The sequence below is a fragment of the Streptomyces telluris genome, from assembly GCF_024519335.1.
In the GTDB taxonomy this organism is placed as follows: Bacteria; Actinomycetota; Actinomycetes; order Streptomycetales; family Streptomycetaceae; genus Streptomyces; species Streptomyces telluris.
The window spans coordinates 1-18483 of sequence record NZ_JANIID010000057.1 but is presented as its reverse complement, the minus strand read 5'-3'; the positions used below and the strand labels follow the sequence as shown (position 1 = coordinate 18483).

18 protein-coding genes are annotated in these 18483 nt (G+C 63.5%); 12 read left to right on the top strand and 6 right to left on the bottom strand.

The annotated features are described in order from the left end of the window. The first annotated feature begins 4 nt into the window (after positions 1-4). From NQU55_RS34665 to dpdD, 4 genes are read left to right on the top strand one after another with little or no spacing between them, the layout of a single operon-like run. Positions 5-685 carry a hypothetical protein gene (locus NQU55_RS34665; RefSeq protein WP_168091609.1) on the top strand — a complete coding sequence of 227 codons (681 nt, stop codon included), beginning with the start codon at positions 5-7 and terminating at the stop codon, positions 683-685. Continuing rightward, positions 682-5190 (top strand): protein DpdJ, encoded by a 4509-nt coding sequence (gene dpdJ / locus NQU55_RS34660; protein WP_168091608.1) that lies wholly within the window; start codon positions 682-684, stop codon positions 5188-5190. The genes NQU55_RS34665 and dpdJ overlap by 4 nt, the downstream gene beginning before the upstream one ends. Continuing rightward, on the top strand, positions 5187-5705 hold the full coding sequence (gene dpdK, locus NQU55_RS34655) for a phospholipase D-like domain-containing protein DpdK (RefSeq protein ID WP_256791763.1): 519 nt from the start codon (positions 5187-5189) through the stop codon (positions 5703-5705). The genes dpdJ and dpdK overlap by 4 nt, the downstream gene beginning before the upstream one ends. Then, a complete protein-coding gene (gene dpdD / locus NQU55_RS34650) occupies positions 5702-7750 on the top strand; it encodes a protein DpdD (RefSeq protein WP_168091607.1) in 2049 nt (682 codons plus the stop codon). Before dpdK ends, dpdD begins: the two co-directional genes overlap by 4 nt. Before the next feature lie 58 nt (positions 7751-7808). Here the strand turns inward: dpdD and dbpB (NQU55_RS34645) are convergent, their stop codons facing one another. Genes dbpB (NQU55_RS34645) through NQU55_RS34630 form a run of 4 tightly spaced genes read right to left on the bottom strand, consistent with a single transcriptional unit; the run spans position 7809 to position 12146 of the window. Beyond that, positions 7809-8906, bottom strand: a complete 1098-nt coding sequence (dbpB, locus tag NQU55_RS34645; protein WP_168091606.1) for a DGQHR domain-containing protein DpdB — start codon at positions 8904-8906, stop codon at positions 7809-7811. Positions 8907-8956: 50 nt separating this feature from the next. Continuing rightward, complete coding sequence (gene dpdA / locus NQU55_RS34640) at positions 8957-10198, bottom strand: tRNA-guanine transglycosylase DpdA (protein WP_168091605.1); 1242 nt, start codon at positions 10196-10198, stop codon at positions 8957-8959. After that, positions 10195-11337: a DGQHR domain-containing protein DpdB gene (gene dbpB / locus NQU55_RS34635; RefSeq protein WP_168091604.1), complete on the bottom strand. Its 1143-nt coding sequence runs from the start codon at positions 11335-11337 to the stop codon at positions 10195-10197. Before dbpB (NQU55_RS34635) ends, dpdA begins: the two co-directional genes overlap by 4 nt. Next, complete coding sequence (locus NQU55_RS34630; RefSeq protein ID WP_256791762.1) at positions 11334-12146, bottom strand: hypothetical protein; 813 nt, start codon at positions 12144-12146, stop codon at positions 11334-11336. The genes dbpB (NQU55_RS34635) and NQU55_RS34630 overlap by 4 nt, the downstream gene beginning before the upstream one ends. A gap of 204 nt (positions 12147-12350) precedes the next feature. On the opposite strand from NQU55_RS34630, the gene queC reads away from it, so the two are divergent. From queC to NQU55_RS34610, 4 genes are read left to right on the top strand one after another with little or no spacing between them, the layout of a single operon-like run. Next, positions 12351-13058: a 7-cyano-7-deazaguanine synthase QueC gene (gene queC, locus NQU55_RS34625; RefSeq protein WP_168091602.1), complete on the top strand. Its 708-nt coding sequence runs from the start codon at positions 12351-12353 to the stop codon at positions 13056-13058. 2 nt (positions 13059-13060) lie between these two features. Continuing rightward, on the top strand, positions 13061-13696 hold the full coding sequence (queE, locus tag NQU55_RS34620) for a 7-carboxy-7-deazaguanine synthase (RefSeq protein WP_168091601.1): 636 nt from the start codon (positions 13061-13063) through the stop codon (positions 13694-13696). Next, entirely contained in the window at positions 13696-14052 is a 357-nt protein-coding gene (gene queD / locus NQU55_RS34615; protein WP_168091600.1) for a 6-carboxytetrahydropterin synthase QueD, read from the top strand. The genes queE and queD overlap by 1 nt, the downstream gene beginning before the upstream one ends. Before the next feature lie 2 nt (positions 14053-14054). After that, a complete protein-coding gene (locus tag NQU55_RS34610; protein WP_168091599.1) occupies positions 14055-14822 on the top strand; it encodes a GTP cyclohydrolase I FolE2 in 768 nt (255 codons plus the stop codon). 131 nt (positions 14823-14953) lie between these two features. On the opposite strand, the gene NQU55_RS34605 is transcribed toward NQU55_RS34610, so the two are convergent. Further along, positions 14954-15451, bottom strand: coding sequence for an NUDIX hydrolase (locus tag NQU55_RS34605; RefSeq protein WP_168091598.1), 498 nt, complete (start codon positions 15449-15451; stop codon positions 14954-14956). A 93-nt stretch (positions 15452-15544) separates the two neighbouring features. After that, positions 15545-16354: a protein kinase family protein gene (locus tag NQU55_RS34600; RefSeq protein ID WP_168091597.1), complete on the bottom strand. Its 810-nt coding sequence runs from the start codon at positions 16352-16354 to the stop codon at positions 15545-15547. Between the two features lie 781 nt (positions 16355-17135). On the opposite strand from NQU55_RS34600, the gene NQU55_RS34595 reads away from it, so the two are divergent. The 4 genes from NQU55_RS34595 to NQU55_RS34580 form a co-directional block, all read left to right on the top strand. Then, positions 17136-17414, top strand: a complete 279-nt coding sequence (locus NQU55_RS34595) for a helix-turn-helix domain-containing protein (protein WP_308402308.1) — start codon at positions 17136-17138, stop codon at positions 17412-17414. Positions 17415-17572: 158 nt separating this feature from the next. Next, positions 17573-17977, top strand: coding sequence for a tyrosine-type recombinase/integrase (locus NQU55_RS34590; protein WP_240976172.1), 405 nt, complete (start codon positions 17573-17575; stop codon positions 17975-17977). 31 nt (positions 17978-18008) lie between these two features. Continuing rightward, complete coding sequence (locus NQU55_RS37010) at positions 18009-18137, top strand: hypothetical protein (RefSeq protein ID WP_256791768.1); 129 nt, start codon at positions 18009-18011, stop codon at positions 18135-18137. Next, the coding region (locus NQU55_RS34580; RefSeq protein ID WP_256791767.1) for a tyrosine-type recombinase/integrase at positions 18106-18483 on the top strand (378 nt) is incomplete at its 3' end. The genes NQU55_RS37010 and NQU55_RS34580, both read left to right, overlap by 32 nt.

Sequence of the window (18483 nt, the reverse complement as noted above, 5' to 3'; positions counted from 1 at the left end):
ACACATGTCCGTGTACGACAAGGCCGTACAGCTACAGAACCGTGCACGCCTGATCGCGGCCGGAGCAGTCGGCGAGAAGGAGGCTGCCCGGGTTCTCGGCCGCACCAAGGAACTTCGCGCGTCGCTGGTCGATCTCGGCAACCAAGTAGAGATAAGCCGCACCCTCGAAGGTCTCGAAGCTGCACACAGGCCTGATCTGTCGAGCATCGACACCGCACGTACAGCGTTCATGCGCAAAGCAGCCAACGGGCTGCCCAGCGACACGGTCTTCAACACGGCGAGGAAGAAGGTCCAGGAGATCACGGACCGCCTGAAGGCCGACAACAATGCTGCATGGAGTGCGTGGGCCGCAGCGCAGACTGCTGATCTACCGCTGGCTCGCATCCCCACGCTGGCGGCCAACGAGCGCGTCAAGGCACGCTCTCGGCAGGTGGAACTGCAGCAGGCGGCGAACCGCAAGGGTGGTGTAACCAAGGCAGACATCACTCTCTTCACCAGCACGTACGCGGCTCTCGCAGAGTCCCTGCATGGCAAGAGCGAGCCGCCCCGGGAGCTCCTGGATCTTCTGGAACGGCTGGAGAAACGTCCTGGTCCCACGCTCCACGACGTGACGGATGAGGACATCGCCCTCTTGCGTGAGTTCGAAATGGACCTTCACATCACCCTGCAGAGGACCGGAACGTGACAGACCACCTCGATATCCGTTTCGCGAACGAACTCCTCAATCAGTTGGAGAACCGCGAACTTCCGCTTCTCTCATGGGGGGTTACGGAGAGCGCGCTCTCCGAGGCCGAGGTTTTGGAGACCATCGACCGTCTCCTGGGCAGCCATGAGGCCGCTCCGGCCGGCGCATCGGCCGATGTGGTGCTGGAGGAGATCCTGCTCCGTGCACTGCTGCACGAGGTGCAGGTACCGGTGACCTCCCCTCCGCGCTACCGCACCAGGCTGGCGGAGTCGCTGCGCCTCACTGCCGGGCTCCGACAACTCTTCGACCGGGGCGGCTGGGCTGGTGATGCGCAGCCAGGCTGGTGGCAGCGACAGCGCCGCCTCGTCGCCGATTACCGGCTTCACGTAGCGGCTCGCCGCTATCCGCGCCGCGATATCCCAGCGGCTGAGGTCCTCCAGGAACTCGCACAGCACCCCAGGTGGGGCGATGCGCAAGAGCACGTGGCAGCTGCCCAGCTGAAGGGCCGCAAGCTGGCTCGCTTCCAGTTGGACGCAACGCGTTCAGTGTTCGCTTCCCTGAACACCGACCGAGACAAGGGCATCATCGTCGGCGCCGGTACTGGTAGCGGCAAGACCCTTGCGTTTTATCTGCCGGCGTTCGCTGCCATGGCGGAGAGTGCAAGACCAGGGAAGGCCGAGCGCGTCCATACACTGGCGCTCTACCCTCGTAAGGAGCTTCTGCGCGATCAACTTCGTGAGGCTATCCGCACCGTTGACAGCGTCGAGTCGGCGTTGCGAGACCGCGGGCGACGACCTCTTCGGATCGGCGCGCTCTACGGAGACACCCCGTGGAATACCCGCGACCGGCGCATGGAGCCGGATTCGAGGGTTCCGAACGCCTGGGCGCGCACCCGCCAGGGAGCGGTGTGCCCGTATCTGCCATGCCCCAGCCTTGATTGTGGAACAGGCGACCTCCAGTGGGCGGACGACGACCGCCGACACGGGCGTGAACGACTGACCTGCCTGAAGTGTGGTTACACGCTCAAGCACGGACGTATCGCGCTCACCCGAGACTCACTCAAGAACGACCCGCCGGATCTCTTGTTCACCACAACAGAGATGCTCAATCGATGTAGCGGTGACAGCTACTTGGAGCGGCTCCTCGGCTGGCGTGGCGCCAGGACCGCGCCGTCTTTGGTTCTCCTCGATGAGGTTCACACGTACAGCGGCATGCACGGCGCGCAGGTGGCCTTGCTGCTGCGGCGCTGGCGCGAGGCAACCCGCCGTCCGGTTACGTTTGTTGGCCTGTCCGCGACACTTCGCGACGCGGACAGGTTCTTCGGACAACTCGTAGGCCTTCACCCCAGCGACGTCACCTCCATCGAGCCGGCCGACGAGACGATGGAGTCCGAAGGCCGGGAGTATGCCCTCGCCCTGCGAGGCGATCCCGTCGCGGGGGCAAGCCTGCTGTCCACATCGATCCAGACGGCCATGCTCTTTGGCCGCATGCTCGACCTGGACAACAACCGGTTCCTGTACGGCTCCACAGGCTTCCTCTTTACGGATGACCTCGACGTCACCAACCGCTTCTACAACGACCTGCGCGATGCCGAAGGCGGACAAGACCGGTTTGGGCGCCGCAGCGACCGTCGGAAGCCAGTCCTCGCAGGATTGCGTTCCTCTGACCGTGACGAACACGCCGCACGCTACGTCGACGGCCAGTCCTGGGATGTTGTTGAAAAGATCGGTCACGACCTGGATCCGAGCCTCCATCTGCACCATCTGCGTATCGGCCGCACGTCGTCCCAGGACGTCGGTGTTGATCACGACGCCAACCTGACTGTCGCCACCGCCTCCCTCGAGGTCGGATTCAACGATCCACGTGTTGGCCTCGTGCTCCAGCACAAGGCACCGCGCGACGCCGCAGCGTTCATTCAACGCCGCGGCCGCGCAGGCCGTGAGCGAGGTACCAGGCCCATCACCGTAGTGACGCTGTCGGACTACGGGCGCGATCGCCTCGCCTACCAGGCGTACGAAACACTCTTCGCACCTGAAGTGCCGGCTCGAAGCCTGCCGATCGGGAACCGCTTCGTCCTGAAGATACAAGCCACGCAGGCGCTGTTGGACTGGACGAGTCGCAAACTCCGCTCCAGGAGCTTGTGGGCTGACCCTCGGAGGGTCCTCCGCGCTCCCAACGGCTATGCAGTGAGCGAAAGCGATCGTCCCGGCCACGAGGCGGTCGGAAACCTCTTCCAGGCCCTCCTCGACAAACCTGCCCTGCAGGACGAGTTCGCTCAGCATCTCGTACGAGCCCTGAAGATCAGTCCCGACGAGGCACAAGCCCTGCTGTGGGAGCAGCCGCGCTCACTGCTCCTCGCTGTCGTGCCCACGGCTCTGCGACGTTTGCGAAGCAACTGGTCGTTCCAGCGCACCGACGCCGGCGCTAAGGAAGGGGCCCTCCTTCCGGAGTTCATCACGCGCTCTCTCTTCGAACCGTTGAATCTGCCGGAAGTTGACCTTCTGCTGCCCTTTCCGGAGAGGGACAGCCTTGAGCAACTCCCCATCGCTCGAGCCCTACGTGAAGCAGTCCCTGGACGTGTGAGCCGCCGGTTCGGACATCGCCGTGATGAACACCGGACGTGGCTACCGGTACCTCCGAGCGGCACGGACGCTCTGCCCCTCACGCGAATCGTTCAGCATGCCGACCCAGAGGGAACATGGCATCCGACCGGGTCCTCCGACCCCGACGGGCTGCGGGTTTTCAGGCCCCACCAGTTGAAACTGGAGCAGCCCACCCCCGACATCTCCGACCGCTCGCAGGGCTTCCCCTTGTGGGGTACTCAAATCGTCGTTCCGGACGATGCGTCGCCTACGCCGGCGGACATTCCCGACCCATCTCCATGGCGCCAGCGGATTGCCTCGATCAGCTTCGCGACACACGCTGCCGGCAATCCCATCGAGATGCGTCGGATGAGCATGGGGGCCGAGTGTCAAGTTGCCTTCGAGCGCGGTGGAGTCGAGACACGCAGGGTTCACTACGAACTGCACGGCAAGCGGGCTGCTCTTGGTTTCAGGCTCGACGTCGATGCAGTGCGCATCCTGCTTGAGCCTCTCGATACATCCGACGCTATCGTGAGGTCCTACCTGTCCTCCCCACCCTGGCGGTCCCTGGCCTTCTCGTACGAAGTCGCTGAGCATCCCGCACTGACAGACATCTCCAACAGGTTCCAGCGCGAGCGGCTGACGCAGGTCTATTTGACGGCCTTCGCCCTCGAAGGTCTCAACGGCGAGCGCACCGCGGCTCAGGTACGTGCTGCGCTGGCGAACGGTGCGTGGACTGGGCATCTGCCCCAGATATTCAGCGTGCTCTACCGGGACAACAACGGCCCTGAGCAGATCCTCGACAACGACCGCTTGGTGTCAGGCCTCATGGAACTGGTTCAGGACAGCCGGGTGACAGCTGCCGTGGACCAGGCTGCGGAACTCCTCGTCGCCCCGGACATCGCTGTCCGCACCGAAGATCTGGCGCAGCGGGCCTACCGAGACACCATGGCAGCAGCGATACTTGCCGCGGCCCAGCGCGCCTGTCCCGACACCCAGGACGGGGACTTGATCGTCGACGTCCTGCCCGGCGCAAGGTCCGCCGATCAGACAGTGGTGTGGCTCAGTGAGACGTCGATCGGTGGACTCGGAATCATCGAGCACCTAGTGCGCTACTACGGGCAGGACCCCAGGCGTTTCTGGGGGCTCGTCACAAGTGCACTTGCCCCCAGCGACTACGAGTACGTCGACGCCACACTGACGCGGCTGCTTCAGCACCTGTCCGATGAGCCCAGCGGCGATGCAGCCGAATCCATCAGGACACTGCGCGGCGCCGAAAACGCCGAGGAGGCCCAGGAGGCATTGAACGGGCTGCTGGCTGCCTGGGAGGAGTTGGACGGACGCCCCCGGCGAACCGCAGTGTCCGCGTTGTCGACGCGGCTCCTCCGCCCGGGATCGGGCCCCGACACAGATATGCAGGCATTGTCGCTGGTCAACGCTTGGACGGACCTCGAGCGGCGTCTCGGGATCGAAGTCGATGCTCGAGTGATGGCGTACGCCGTCGGCTCGAATCGACTTCACCTCGGTGGGAGCCGCACACTGACCGCAGACCAGGCCTTCAGCCTCCTCTGGTCACGCGGCCGCCAAGCTCGCACTCAGGACCTACAGCATTACCAGCCGTATATAGATTTTCCAGTGCTCGACCGGCTACTTGTCCACGCCGCCCACGACGACCGCTTCCCTGAGGTGGACGTCACTGCCACCGACTGGGCCCTGGACTACCAGAAGGCGATGTCTGAGAGCGCAGCCGTCGAACTCGTCTGCCGTGCGAGTGAGGCGCAGGCCATGGCGGAAGCTGTCGTCCGCGTGCCGGCACTCCCAGTGGACAGGGACTTCCTCCGTGTCTACGGGGAGGTTCGTGGTTACGCCCGACATCGGGACGAGTTGCGCGTCCGAGTGGAGTTGAGGGAGGCAGTCCAGTGACGACCCTGACCAGAACGCTGCGCATCGGTGCACGGACGGGCCTGCGCGTTGATTCGATGCTGTCCGCTGCCCTGATGGCGGAGATGATCAGCCCCAGTAGCGAGGTGTGGCTGGTTTCGCCTTGGATCACGGACGTTCAAGTGCTGGACAACAGCCACGGCGCCTACGACGCGTTGTTCGGTGACGTACCGCCCAGTGGATGGCGGCTGTCAGACAGTCTCGTGCGCATCGCCTCGGCTGGGGCCCAGGTGTATGTGATCACGCGCCCCGATTCCCACAACGGGGCGTTTCTACGACGGCTTGAGTCCGCGGAACAGGGCAACCTGCGCATCCGGCGAGATCCAGACGTCCATGAGAAGACGTTGTGCGGGCAGGAGTGGATTCTCACTGGCTCGATGAACTACACGGTGCGCGGGATGGCGAAGAACGATGAGTCAGTCACCTACAAGGTAGGCGGCCCTGACGCTGCTCAGGCGCGGCTTGATCTGGCTCAGCGGTGGAGGAGTGGCTCGTGACCCAGGCCCAGCAGCAAACACGCGAAGACGTCGAGAAGTTCCTGCAGCGGTTCTTCGGCCCAGGAAACCGCGCCTGGCCAGGATTGGACCCGGAGTACCGGCACAAGGACCGCAGCATGCCGTTTGTAGAGGCGCTGCGGCGGGGCGACGACGCACCGATTGTGCTGCCTCGCGCTTACGCCGACAGAGATCGGTTCGCCATGTATGTGATCGCCCGCGACCAGGGCGATCGGTCGAACACCGCTGAGCTGATCCGTGCCTTCGCTGGACCTACCTACGTCGCATACGAGGAACAGGTCGGAATTCAGCCAGTTCGGCTGGATCCGGACGATCCAGTTGAACGGGCACTCCTTGATTTCGCTGGTGACCGTCCCATTTTCCGGCTAGACACCGGACGGACTCTTGAGCACCGCGGGAACCTCGCTGACGTCCTGCTGTTGATGCAGAAAACTGTGGCCAGCCGACCTCCCAGGCTGTGGCGAGTCGCCAAGCCGATCGGTCGGCTCCTCGCGGAGTTCGACGCATCGCTGGCGGCAGGCGCAGAGGCTGCCTCCAGTGTGGTGCTTGATCATTTGGCGGCAGCTGGTGGTGTGACCGCGACCAACCTTGCCAACTTGAGAATCAAGCGACTCGATCGACTCGGTCGCAGCCGAGAAATCCTCAGCCTCCCGGAGCTTGCCGACGTCGTCAGCCAGAACCCTCCTGCCCCCGTCAAGGAAGCGATCCTGAACGCTGTCTACGCGGCGCTGCAGGGGCCGCTTGTGGAGAACGATCTCTCGGCCGCACAGGAGTTGCTCGTGGAACGGGGCCGGTTCGTTCCGGACCTCCTGGACATCAGCGTGGACTCGTTGGGCCCGCAGGCGATCACTGTTCTCTTGATGACGGCAACTGTTCTTGATGACGTATCGACACTCCACCGTCTTGTGGAAGCGGTGCAGCATGCGGACCGTGCTGACGAGCTCTCTCCACTGGTGTGGGATGACTCCCGGAGAGCACTCCAGGGGCGGCACGAGGAAACCGCCGACAATCCGCAGACGTCAGCTCAGTTGGAGCCAGCTGCCGAGGAAGCGGCACAGGAGGCGACCGTAGAGCATCTACCTGTCGATTCCTGGCAGTCTCTTCTGGCTGCCGTGACAGCGAGGTCAAGCGAAGGCAAGTTGGCTCTTGAGAACCGGAGTTGGCTGTCCTGGCCCTCGCCCGCAACTGAAGATGCGGCCCTCGCCGCGTTCCTTGACGGCTTGGAGAACCACGCCGCGGAAGAGGCGTGGCGAGCGGTCGGCGCGTTCATCGATGCCGTCGGGTACGAGGCGCCGGCCGGGCTGACCGCTCACGCGTTTATCCGTAATGCGGTGACATTTGACCGCTTCGGTCCCGGGGACCTCGCTGTGCTGCAGGCTCTCACGGAGATCGCACTCCGTGCCGCGCCTTCAGCACGGACCTACACGGATCTTCTTGACGAGATCGGCGCAGAGCGCGGTCGTTGGGTCTCACCCGAGCGGGCGCCGATTGCCTTGGACTTCGTCGACAGGCTCTTCCTGGCCGCGTGCCCCAGCACAGAGGCGCGCAGCAATCTGGCGTACTCGCTGTTGGAGCCCCTGTGGCTGCATCAACAAAGGCTCGAAAGAGCAGACTGGGCCTTCGCCCAGCGCCTGTCACGAGAACTCGACATAGCGTTCGAGTGGGAGCCCCCTGCCGGGGATGACGATCAGGGCGAGTCGACTTCTGAGATCCCACCGCTTACGCTTTTGTTGTACTCGCTGGACGAAGCCGTACTCGCTCGTTGCCGTGAAGAGGTCGGGCGACTGGCGCCAGCGGTGAAGGTGATGACGGCCTCAGACCACGTCGGTACGCCTCAGTTGCGGCAGAAGGCCCGCACTGCTGATGTGATCGTTCTTGCCACGCGCTGTGCGAAGCACGCCGCGACCGGCTTCATCGACCAGCACGCCGTGACCGAGCACATCGGATATGCCAACGGAAGTGGATCGGCCTCGCTTCTGCGCGCGGCCGTGGACAAACTCCGTGCTGCGGCAGCCGCGTCCTCCTGACAAACGCGGTGGCTGCCCAGTGCACGGGCAGCCACCAGCAGCCGGTCATTGAGCGGTACTACCTGGCGACGAGCGCCTGGAGGTAGCTGCTCAGGAGCCGGACGTCTCCCGAGGTGTTCTGGAGGCTGTTCCACTTGCGCTCTTGGCCATCGGGGAGCGTCCAGGAGCCTGAGGTCCACGCCACATGCTCTTCCAGACCCCGCAGGGTGGAACGAACCTGGTCCCAGTCGACCTTCTCAACCGGGACGTCGGCAGTGAGCCTGTCCATGACGAAGCCCATGGCCTGGATGCCCACACCGTGGGTCAGCCTCGACTCCTTCGGCGGCTTGTTCCACGCTTCCCGGAAGATGCTCTCGACGGGCTGCCAGAACGCCAGCAGATGAGCCAGCATCCGCTCCTCGTCCCCGGTGCCGTCGGCGGCGTTTCGGTACTGGAACAGTGCGCCCTCGTAGATGCTGTGCTCCAGCATCTTAAGAACGCTGTTGTCCTTGATGTTGCCGGTAGGGGATGTGGGGCTGCTAACCCTTCCGCTGAAGGGACCGTCTCCCATGTTCAGAAGAACCATGAGCCTCGCGGCGAGCTGGCGGCGGGCGTACGAACGCGGCAGTTGGCCTGTGGTCTCGGGCAGGAGTTCGTACACGAGGCCCTTGGGGAGTGGCTTCGTGGAGTTGACCAAGATGAACTGCGACCGCTGCTCTTCCTGTCCGGAGGCGATGAAGCCCACGGCTGCGACGGGGAACTCATGAAGATCAGCGTCTCTGATCGCCGCGCTACGCTGCTGTCCGTCCACGAGCCAGGCCGGCTTGTCTTCGTCGGTCAGCGACTCATCGACTGGAATGATCAGCTCGCCGGGGATGGAGTACTTCACGTCGCCGCCGCGGACCGCAGGTTCAAACCTCACACGCTCGTCGAATGCGAGGACCAGGGCGTTAGGGAGCATCGCCCCCTCGGACTCAATGTAGCGGCGGATTGAGCGGATGTGGCTGAGGACCTCGGGCCGCTGGTACCCCTGCAACCGCTTCTGGCCGTCACGGCGGACGCGTGAGACGGCCGCAAAGTCGTGCAGTCTCTTGCCGTCGACCGCGAAGCAGTAGATCTCCTTGCTGCCTTGAAGCACCTTGAGGGCGGGGAGCCTCAGTTCGTATCGGTCGGCCACGCTGTCTCCTGTTTGAGTTACTTTTTGGGCGTTTGTGGTGAGATTGGCGACTATGTGAACGTCAGCTTGCGCATCTTGGCTTCGAGTACGGTCATGTTATGGAATCCGCGGCGCTTGTTTCGCTCCGATCCACGGAAGATGACCATCTCGATCTTGTGTTCCTTGCACAGGTCACACGGGCAGTGACGCCATGGCCTGTCGGCAAGCGTCGGCCTGTACTTTTCTACCTGCTTCAGCTTCTTGGCGTCGCCGAGGAGCGTCTGATATCCCCGCAGGGCATCCATGACCTCGTCGACGCCCACCGCGTCCTCGTCAAACTTACGCAGCAGTTGAAGGCATTCCCGCTCCGCCTTGATGGCCTCGGATTGCGACACCACGCCGGCAAGAATCAGACGCTTGAGCGTCGGGTTTCCATCGACCTGCGGAACCCTGATGGCCATATAGGGGCCGTTGGCGGTGTGGTAGTTGTTGCGTTCATCCATGAACGCTTGGCGGAAGGCCGAGGTGCTATCGAAACTCTCGACGTAATATTTCGAGAATTCTTCCATGCTGTCAATGCGGGTGATGCCAAGTAGGTGGAGGTCTACGCCGTCCGCGCGGACTCTGGAAATCCTCTTGAGGCAATCAAGGATTTCGGGAGTCTTCAACGGGACCATGCCGCCGAGGGCAATTCGTCTGTAGCCCATCTTCTGGAGTCGAGCGACACTGTCTGCATAGCTGTCCGGGCTCCACCCCTGGGCTGCACCCACCGGTTCAAGCTTGTTGGCTTCGTCGCGGACCTTCGCATTGCGGGCCTCTGCGGCGGCAATGAACTTCTCCGCCAACTCAAGCGAGATCTCGCGACGCTTCACCCATGCAGGATTTGCATCCTGATCAGACAGGTCGGGGTCGTATCCGAAAATTACATGGTCTATGCTGATTCCCGCATTGAACCGGCAGCCCATGTAGAAGTCCAGGACTTCCTCAATCGAATATGGCGGGTACTCTTCGTCGATATAGTTGAATGCGCCGCAGTCCCCGAGACTCGTCATGGTCGCCGGGAGGCGAAAGAAATCTCTGACTCCGAGTCGATAGAGCCGCTCGCGCTGAGGAGCGCTGTATTTTCCTGCTCCCTTAGCCGATCCATCGACGATGGCCTTGCTGACCAGCACTCCGTCATACGGGGCTGGCTTTACGGCCTGGTGCGCGTAGAAGTCGTCCCTCTGGCGGACCCGATAAGGAGAGTACTCATCATTGATGAAGTCGTAGGTTGGGCTGACCTGGTCTTGACTGTCCGGAAAGAAAAATCTCACGACGTGCTCATCCTCGACTCACGGTACACACGGATCAGATAGTTCGACAGAATGTTGATGTGTCGCCCAACATTCTCCAGTTCGTTCCAGGAATAGTTGATCTCGGGCCAGCGCCCCTCAGTCCAATGGCAGTGCGGCTTGATGAGCGACAGTTCGGCCATGACCCTGCTGTAAGCGTCGTCAGAATTTATGTCCGAACTGAAAAGCACTCTCTCCATCACTCGATCCATGAGTCGGCCCATCGATCGAATGCCAATACCATGCATGAGTCGACTTTGAGTCGGGGCAAGCCCCCACGCTTCAGGGAAAGTGTCCTTCACGGCAGTCCAGTAGACGACAAGAATGTTGCGGATGATTGCAGTGTCAGTCGTGCCACTGGACAGGTTCTTATAGGGGAAGAGGACGCCCGAGCCGGACAAGGACTCAGTGATGGCCTGGAGGAGACTGTTGTCCTTGACTACAGCCTCGGACTTCTTGCTCGCCGTCGTCGATGCCTGCTTGATCAAGCCCTTGAACGGTGAATCACTGTCCTGATTGAGTGCGTTCACCAGAATCGCAGGCAGCTTGCGTGCCGAGAGTTTTGTGGGCAGCTGGGTGTTGACTTCAGGCAGGAGTTCGGAGACGAGGTTGCCGGGCAATGGTGAAACCGTGTTGACGCGCAGAAACTGGTCACGCTGGATGTCCAGATCTTCGGCCACGAATCCTGCAACGGTGATCGGTAGTTTCGAGTTCCGTGTGCGGGCGAGGGCCAGGCTTCGCTGCTGACCGTCCACGATGAGCGCCGGGCGCGGCTCTTCCGGTGATGCCGGCAGCGGGATCTCCAAGGTTCCGATCGTGGCGAGTCCGTCGCTGGGGTTGGGTCCCCGGCTTCCCTTGAACCGGACCGCAGCGGGAAGTGCGAGGATGAGGCCGTTCGGGAATAGGACGTCGTCGCCGTCGAGGTACTCCAAGATCTGCTTGACGTGTTGCCTCTTCTCGGGACGCTGGTAGCCGAGGAGCTTTCCGGCCTCATCACGCGAGATTCGTGCAACATCCGCGACAAGGTCAACTTCCCCTGCTTCCAGCGCAAACAGGTAGAGGGGAATCTTTGGGTTCTGCTCGATACGCAGGGCCCGGCGTCTGATCACGTTCTCTGTCACTGGTTCCCCATCGTGCGGTTGAACAAGACGGCGAATCTGCTCTGCTCACAAGCGCGCCCGCTGTCGCGTAGAGCCCGCAGAAGTCGCGTTCGCGAAGCGCCCGGAGCGGATGCGATGCCCCTCTTAATGAAGGCGATGACCTCTTCATCGGACATAGGCTCACGATTGTGGCGCTCTGGCTTCGAGGCCCCGACCGCCCATTGATGCCACGAATTACTGGTGGCTACGGATGTCAAGGAACGGTCTTCGCAGTGCTGAAGCCAGGATGCGGCCATGCGGACGTTCAAACTGGTCAGCGTGCCGCCCAGTGCGCCGCGGAGCCCAGCGTCTGAGGCCACTCGCTGGATGCCGGCGATTTCTTCGTCTCCGCCAATCAGCAGTGCCTCGGTAGCGAGGCCCCCCAGCTCCCGGAGCTCCGCGCCCATGGCCTTCGCGTAGACCTCGGAGAGGACCATCAGAACCGGCCCCCGCTTTCCGAGGTCCGCCAGGGTGGTCCTGCCGCTATCCGCCTGGAGGTGGCTCCACCACTCGGCACTGCTCGCCGTTGAGGTAGCCACCGAGTCGGCGTGCCGGGTGCTGAAGGTTGCAGCGTAGGCAGGTGCGGGCGCGGAGACTGGCTGGAGGCCGAGGCCGGCAGACGCCACCCACAGCTCCGCGTTGAAGTGGGCCTTCTCGGCCCACTGAAGCAGTCGCTTGGACTGTGTCCAGTGGTCACCGCGGTACAGATCGGTGAGCGGACGGGTGCGAGTTTTGTCGGTACGGGCCGCCTGGGCCACCCGCTTCTTCCACAGAGCCGAGCGTTCCCGCACGGGGCCCTCCGGAAGTGATCTCGCATGGAGTGCGGCCTCCGGCACCACGGACTTGCGGTCAGTGCACGTGACTACCAGCGATAGTTGTCTCACGTGGTGCTACTCCCCCGGCGGGCTTAACTGGACGACTGTTGCCGTTACTGTACCTGTCAGTTTTGACGGTAGGGTGCTCCGGTACACATGGAGCTAACTAGGGAGCAAGGCATGGAGCGTCCCGCGATCGTTCTACTGAGCGGCGGACTGGACTCGACGACAGTCCTGGCCATCGCGAAGGACCAGGGCTACACGCCGTACGCACTGAGCTTCCGCTACGGCCAGCGGCACAGCGTGGAGTTGGAGGCCGCCAAGCGCGTGGCCGAAGCCCAGGGCGTAGCCCGCCACGTCATCGCGGACATCGACCTGCGAGTTTTCGGCGGCTCCGCTCTCACGTCCGAGATCGATGTTCCGAAGCACGACACCCTCGACGACGCCAGCACCAGCGACGCTGACAGCAGCGTCCCCATCACCTACGTGCCTGCACGCAACACGATCTTCCTGTCCTTCGCGCTTGCCTATGCAGAGACCGTCGGCGCGAGCGACATCTTCACCGGCGTGACCGCCGTCGACTACAGCGGCTACCCCGACTGCCGCCCCGAGTACATGGACGCGTACGCCAAGATGGCGAACCTGGCGACCCGGGCAGGTGTCGAAGGAACGCAGGAGCTCAAGCTCCACTCCCCCCTTATGGCCATGTCCAAGGCCGACATCGTCCGTGAGGGCCTGCGCCTGGGCGTGGACTACTCCATGACCTCCAGTTGCTACGACCCGGACGAGCGGGGTCGGGCCTGCGGCCACTGCGAGACCTGCCTTCTTCGCCTGAAGGGCTTCGCCGAGGCGGGCGTTTCGGACCCCGTGCAGTACCAGGGCGCGTGAGAATGACCTATCTGGTCAAAGAGATCTTCTACACCCTGCAGGGCGAGGGCAGCCACGCAGGCCGGCCAGCGGTCTTCTGCCGCTTCTCACGCTGCAACCTGTGGACGGGCCTGGAGAAGGATCGCCACCGTGCCGTCTGCCAGTTCTGTGACACCGATTTCGTCGGAACTGACGGCGAGGGTGGCGGCCGGTTCGCGTCCCCTGATGACCTCGCCCAAGCAGTTGAACAGGCGTGGCCGTCCACCTCCCTGGAACACCGCTTCGTCGTGTGCACCGGGGGCGAACCGCTCCTGCAACTTGATGAAGCAGCGATCGAAGCACTCCACTCCAGAGGCTTCGAGGTCGCAGTGGAGACGAACGGCACCCGCGTACCACCGCAGGGCATCGACTGGCTCTGCGTAAGCCCCAAGATCGGCTCGGAACTGGTCGTCACGAGCGGAGAAGAACTGAAGCTCGTCTACCCGCAGGCGGGCGGAGACCCGAGCCAGTTCGAGCACCTGGACTTTCGATACTTCCGGCTCCAGCCCCTCGACGGTCCGGACGCTGAAGCCAACACCAGGGCCACCATCGACTACTGCATGAAGAACCCGCGCTGGATCCTTTCTCTCCAGACGCATAAGTATCTGGGAATTCAGTAATGGAAATCTTCCGCGAGTTTACGTTCGAAGCCGCGCACCGTCTGCCCAATGTTCCTGAGGGCCACAAGTGCGCGCGCCTGCACGGCCACTCCTACAAGGTCATCGTCCATGTGGAGGCCCCCGTCGACCCGGAGGCCGGCTGGGTCATGGACTTCGGCGACATCAAGCGTGCCTTCAAGCCGCTCGAGGAGCGGCTCGACCACTACTACCTCAACGAGATCGAGGGCCTCGAGAACCCGACGAGCGAGATCCTTGCCCGCTGGATCTGGGAGCGCCTGCAGCCGGCTCTGCCTGCGCTCTCAGCGCTGACCGTCCGCGAGACGTGCACCTCCGGCTGCACCTATCGGGGCGCGTGAGTATGCACGACATCCAGAACGAGACCGACTCCCGGGGCATCGAGGTCGACCAGGTCGGTATCAGTGGCCTCCGCTATCCGCTGTACTTCGAAGACGGCTACCTCCGTCAAGAAGGCATCGCGGACATCGAGGTCACCGTGCGGCTCCAGTCCGACCGCCGTGGTACGCACATGAGCCGCATGGTCGCCCTCGTACACGACCACCTGCAGAGGTTCGACCCGAGGCAGTTTCCGCACGTGCTCAAGACGGGGGCAGACCTCCTCGACGCGCCTGCGGTCACGGTGACAGTGGCCATGCCGATCAGTACGACCGTCGTTGCGCCGGCCAGCGGCCGCGAGTCGAAGCAGGTACACGACGTCCACGTCGAAGGGCAGTGGGACAACGGCGCCGTGACAGTGACGACGGCAGTCACCAGTGAAGTCACCAGCCTCTGCCCGTGCTCAAAGGCGATCTCCGACTACGGCGCGCACAACCAGCGCAGCCGAATCACGCTCAAGGTGACGGGCCAGGGAGACACCCCTTACCCTCTGCCCGTCCATAGCGCCGTACGGCTGCTGAGCTCCTCCGCTTCGGCGCCTGTAGTGCCGCTGGTCAAGCGCACAGACGAGCGTGTCCTCACCATGCAGGCGTACGACCACCCTGTATTCGTAGAGGACATGGCCCGCGACGTCAGCCTCGCGTGCCGGGAGCGGGGCCTTCGTCATTCAGTAAGCGTCCGCAACCTCGAAAGCATTCACAGTCACGACGCTGTCGCATATGTCGTGGGATAGCGTTGGCAGCCCTATTGCAGGTTGATCCATTTCTTCAACGGGCCCAGTTCAGTGCCTCGTGCTGAACTGGGCCCGTTGTTGTACGCCTGTCGTGCGAAGCGCTGACCTCACGGAGGCCACTCTGATGGTCATCAGCAGAGGGTCAGCGATTCCTCCGGAGCCTCGGACACGGCGCGGACCTGGACGTCGAGCACGGCCTTGATGGCCTCGACATTGCTGGCGGCGAAGCAGGCCAGCTCCGGCGGCATCACGCTGAGCTGCCGGATCACTTCCGCGGTGAACGGTACATGCACGACCTCGTAGCCGCCCCGCTCGGGCTTGTCGAACTCGGCTCCTGTACGTGCCTTGATGTCCATCTGCTCCAGGCGTGCGGCGAAGATGTGCTGCACCCCCACGCCGTCCTCGAGCACATCCGTGATGAGGTGCACCAGCTCCGCCCTGCTCAGCTTGCCTCCGAGCTCCTCGAACACCTCGCGGTGGAGGGCGTCCTCGATGCTCCGGTCCGAAGCCTCGACACCGCCACCGACTGCCACCCAATACGGGTCGCGGCCCGGCTTCGTGCGCTTGATGAGGATGAGCTCGTCGCCGTCCAGCAAGATGGCCCTGGCACTGCACCTGCTGATCGACATCCCCGTACCTCTCGCTCGTGGTGAACGTTGCGACATTGCTCTCATGCATCCCGCCGCCGTCCTGGTTGTCGGCCAGGGGGAATGCCAGGTCAATCAGGCTGCCGTCCGCCAGGCTTCAACAAGCGAGCGCACTGAGGTGAACCGTCCCGCTGAGTCTGCTGTCGTGGCTTGCTGGATCACGGCCAGCTGGCCGCAGCTACCGCGCCACTGGTCCTCCGCGTCGCCGGCGTCGAGGAGGAGCCGCAGCGCCCTTCCGAGGTTGAACACGGTCGTCCGGATGTCGATGACCGAGCCCCGTACGAACTCCTCCGGTGCCATGTACCGGCTGGAGCCGGGAAGCCGGTCGTCGTCCAGTGTGAACGGCCCCTGCCGGTACTCGTCGAGATCGCATAGCCTCATCCGCCGCTCGTCGAAGTCGTACAGCATGCAGCCGTCGTAGAGGTCGACGGCCACGAGCCCCGCGGCCTCCACCGCGCGATGGGCATGGAGAACGGTGTCCAGGGCAGCGTGGACCTCGGGGAGCGGAAGCCCACGGAATCGGGCCATCGGGCTGTTGGGCGCGGTTCTGCCGGCGCTTCGCGACCGAGTGGGCTGGTAGAGAACTTCACCTGGCACCCAGGGATACACCAGGGCCAGTCCGTCATCCGTCGTGATGCTGTGCAGCAAGGGCGTGATGGCTGGATGGGCGACGGCTTGGTGCACGTTGGCGGCTCTGCGTAGCGAGGACACCGCTTCGGGCGTCGAAGCGCTCTTCACAAACCATTTCCGTCCATCGATCAGGACTCCATACGAAACACAGCCGGAGTCCTGATCGGCGAAGGTACGAAAGATCGTTCCGATGTCCGCAACGTAGGCGTCGAATGTGGTCACGTGGGCGACGTCAAGGAGGGGGTGCGGCGTCATGCTCGTGATGGTGCCAAGTCTGGTTCGACGCCGCAGGAAGTTTCCCATTCGAGACATCAGGCTGCGACCGGGCTCGGAGGACTCGACTCTCTCGGCCACAGTGGACATGGACGCCTGCGACGCACTCTCGTCACGACCGGTACTGCGAGGTCGGCATTCATAGCGGTCTCCATCCCGGCCACATCGGCCGATTCCGGCACGGAGCCGGACGGTACCCGAGGGCCACGGAATGGGCCATCTCGGCATAGCGGCTGCAGCGGCCACTCCGCTGGTCCAGTTCGCCGGTGGCAGACCGGCAACCCGGCCCAAGCAGTGGAGATCGCACCGAAACCCATGTCAACGTACTGCTCTGACGGAAAACTGCAGGTCAGAGGACGTTTGCATCCCGGACGGGGCGGGTGTCCCCATGGCGTCTCTGGGAGCTTCATGACACGGCACAAGATCGAGGTCACCGGCATGCATGACGACGGAACAGTGTGTCCGCCGGCGCACGAGCACACGAGGAAAGGAAGTCCGCTCACCGCCGGATGCTCTGGTCGATCCAGGTACGTGGCCCATTGTGTCTGCGGGGCGTGGAGCGGGATGTCGTCCACCAAGTCCTACGCCGCTGAGATGGGCAAGAGGCACGGTGGCACCCAGGACTGATCGCCGGCACAGGGCGAGACTGCCGGGGCCCCGGCCGCTCTCGACACGACTTTGAGGTCCTAGCACCCGATCCGGGAATTCGGAAATCCCGGATTCTGCGGACCATTGAATCTGTTCGCGGTGGCTGTGCTTGGCGGTGGAGTTGCGCGGACGGCTCGCTATCCCCTTGCCCGGTGCCTATCTCCCACCATGTCCTCAGGAGCTCCCAGTGTCCTCGCGCCTACTTTCCATTCCTGCCGTCGCTGCTGCCTTGGATGTCGACCGCCGGACCGTATATCGCTTCATCGCGGCCGGGGACTTGCCTGTAGTCGACCTGCGTACCGGCTCAGGGAGATCGCGCGTACGGGTTCTTGCCGCTGGCCTCGACGAATTCATCAACAGCCGGACCGTGGGTCCGATGGCAGCACGGCGCTGATTCTGGCTCATCGCAACGCCCCGTTCACCCCCGAACTAAGGAGCAGACCTGTACCTGCGCAGACTGGAAACTGGCAGGCAACTGTCCGCAACCGTGCGGGAGACCGATTCAGCGAGCCCTTTCCGCTGAAATCGCAGGCTCGGGTCTGGGGCGCTGAGATGGAGACCCAGTTCGCTCGTGGAACCCTGCGTGACCTGCGCGGAGGAGAAATCTCCTTCGGCGACTGGCACGATCGATGGTGGCAGGCCCGCGTTGTGGAACCCCAAACGCTGCGTGGCGATGCCTCCACCATCAAGAACCACGTCCTGCCGCACTGGGCTGCCCGGGAGATGGGCGCGATTACCCGCATGGACGTCCAGACCTGGATCCGCGAGATGGTGGAGAAGGAGGTGGGCGCCTCCGCGATCAAGCGCGCCTACAACCTGACGTCCTCCATCATGCGCGCGGCCGTGGACGACGACGTGGTCGCGGTGAGCCCCTGTCGGAACATTGACCTGCCGGCCATCGCGATCAAGCCGCCGCAGTGGTTCACGCTCGACCAGGCACAAGAGCATCCTGGATGAGCTGCCGGCTCCGTGGAAGACCATGTGCCTCGTGGGCCTCTACACCGGCCTGCGCTGGGGTGAACTCGCCGGCCTGCACAGCCATCGCGTTGACCGGCGCCGCTCGCGCCTGTTCGTGGTCGAAGTCAATACCAAGAGCGGGATCAAGGAGTACCCCTAAGAGCTCGAAGAGCCGACGGGAGGTTCCGCTGCCCGCGCACGTACTGGAGGCTCTCGAACGCCACCTCCATCGGCTGGAGAGGGACGCCCTGGTCTTCACCACGATCACCAAGGGGTGTGCGGGACGCCGTCTCGATGACGGCAACTGGCGACGGCAGGCGTGGTGGCCCGTCGTCGACAACGCGTCGTACTTCGACACCGATGGCGATCAGCGGCCCGTGCCGCACTACCCGCCGCACTCCATGCGTCACACCTGCGCGTCGTGGCTTGTACAGAAGGGGGTATCTCTGTATGAGGTTCAGCACCTTCTCGGCCACGAGAGCTTCCAGACCACGCAGCGCTACGCG

Excerpts from the sequence above, each read along its gene's own strand:
- queC (WP_168091602.1), top strand. The coding sequence starts at position 12,351 with ATGGAGCGTCCCGCGATCGTTCTACTGAGCGGCGGACTGGACTCGACG.
- NQU55_RS34600 (WP_168091597.1), bottom strand. The coding sequence starts at position 16,354 with ATGACGCCGCACCCCCTCCTTGACGTCGCCCACGTGACCACATTCGAC.
- queE (WP_168091601.1), top strand. The coding sequence starts at position 13,061 with ATGACCTATCTGGTCAAAGAGATCTTCTACACCCTGCAGGGCGAGGGC.
- NQU55_RS34605 (WP_168091598.1), bottom strand. The coding sequence starts at position 15,451 with ATGTCGATCAGCAGGTGCAGTGCCAGGGCCATCTTGCTGGACGGCGAC.
- NQU55_RS34610 (WP_168091599.1), top strand. The coding sequence starts at position 14,055 with ATGCACGACATCCAGAACGAGACCGACTCCCGGGGCATCGAGGTCGAC.
- NQU55_RS34665 (WP_168091609.1), top strand. The coding sequence starts at position 5 with ATGTCCGTGTACGACAAGGCCGTACAGCTACAGAACCGTGCACGCCTG.
- NQU55_RS34590 (WP_240976172.1), top strand. The coding sequence starts at position 17,573 with ATGGAGACCCAGTTCGCTCGTGGAACCCTGCGTGACCTGCGCGGAGGA.
- queD (WP_168091600.1), top strand. The coding sequence starts at position 13,696 with ATGGAAATCTTCCGCGAGTTTACGTTCGAAGCCGCGCACCGTCTGCCC.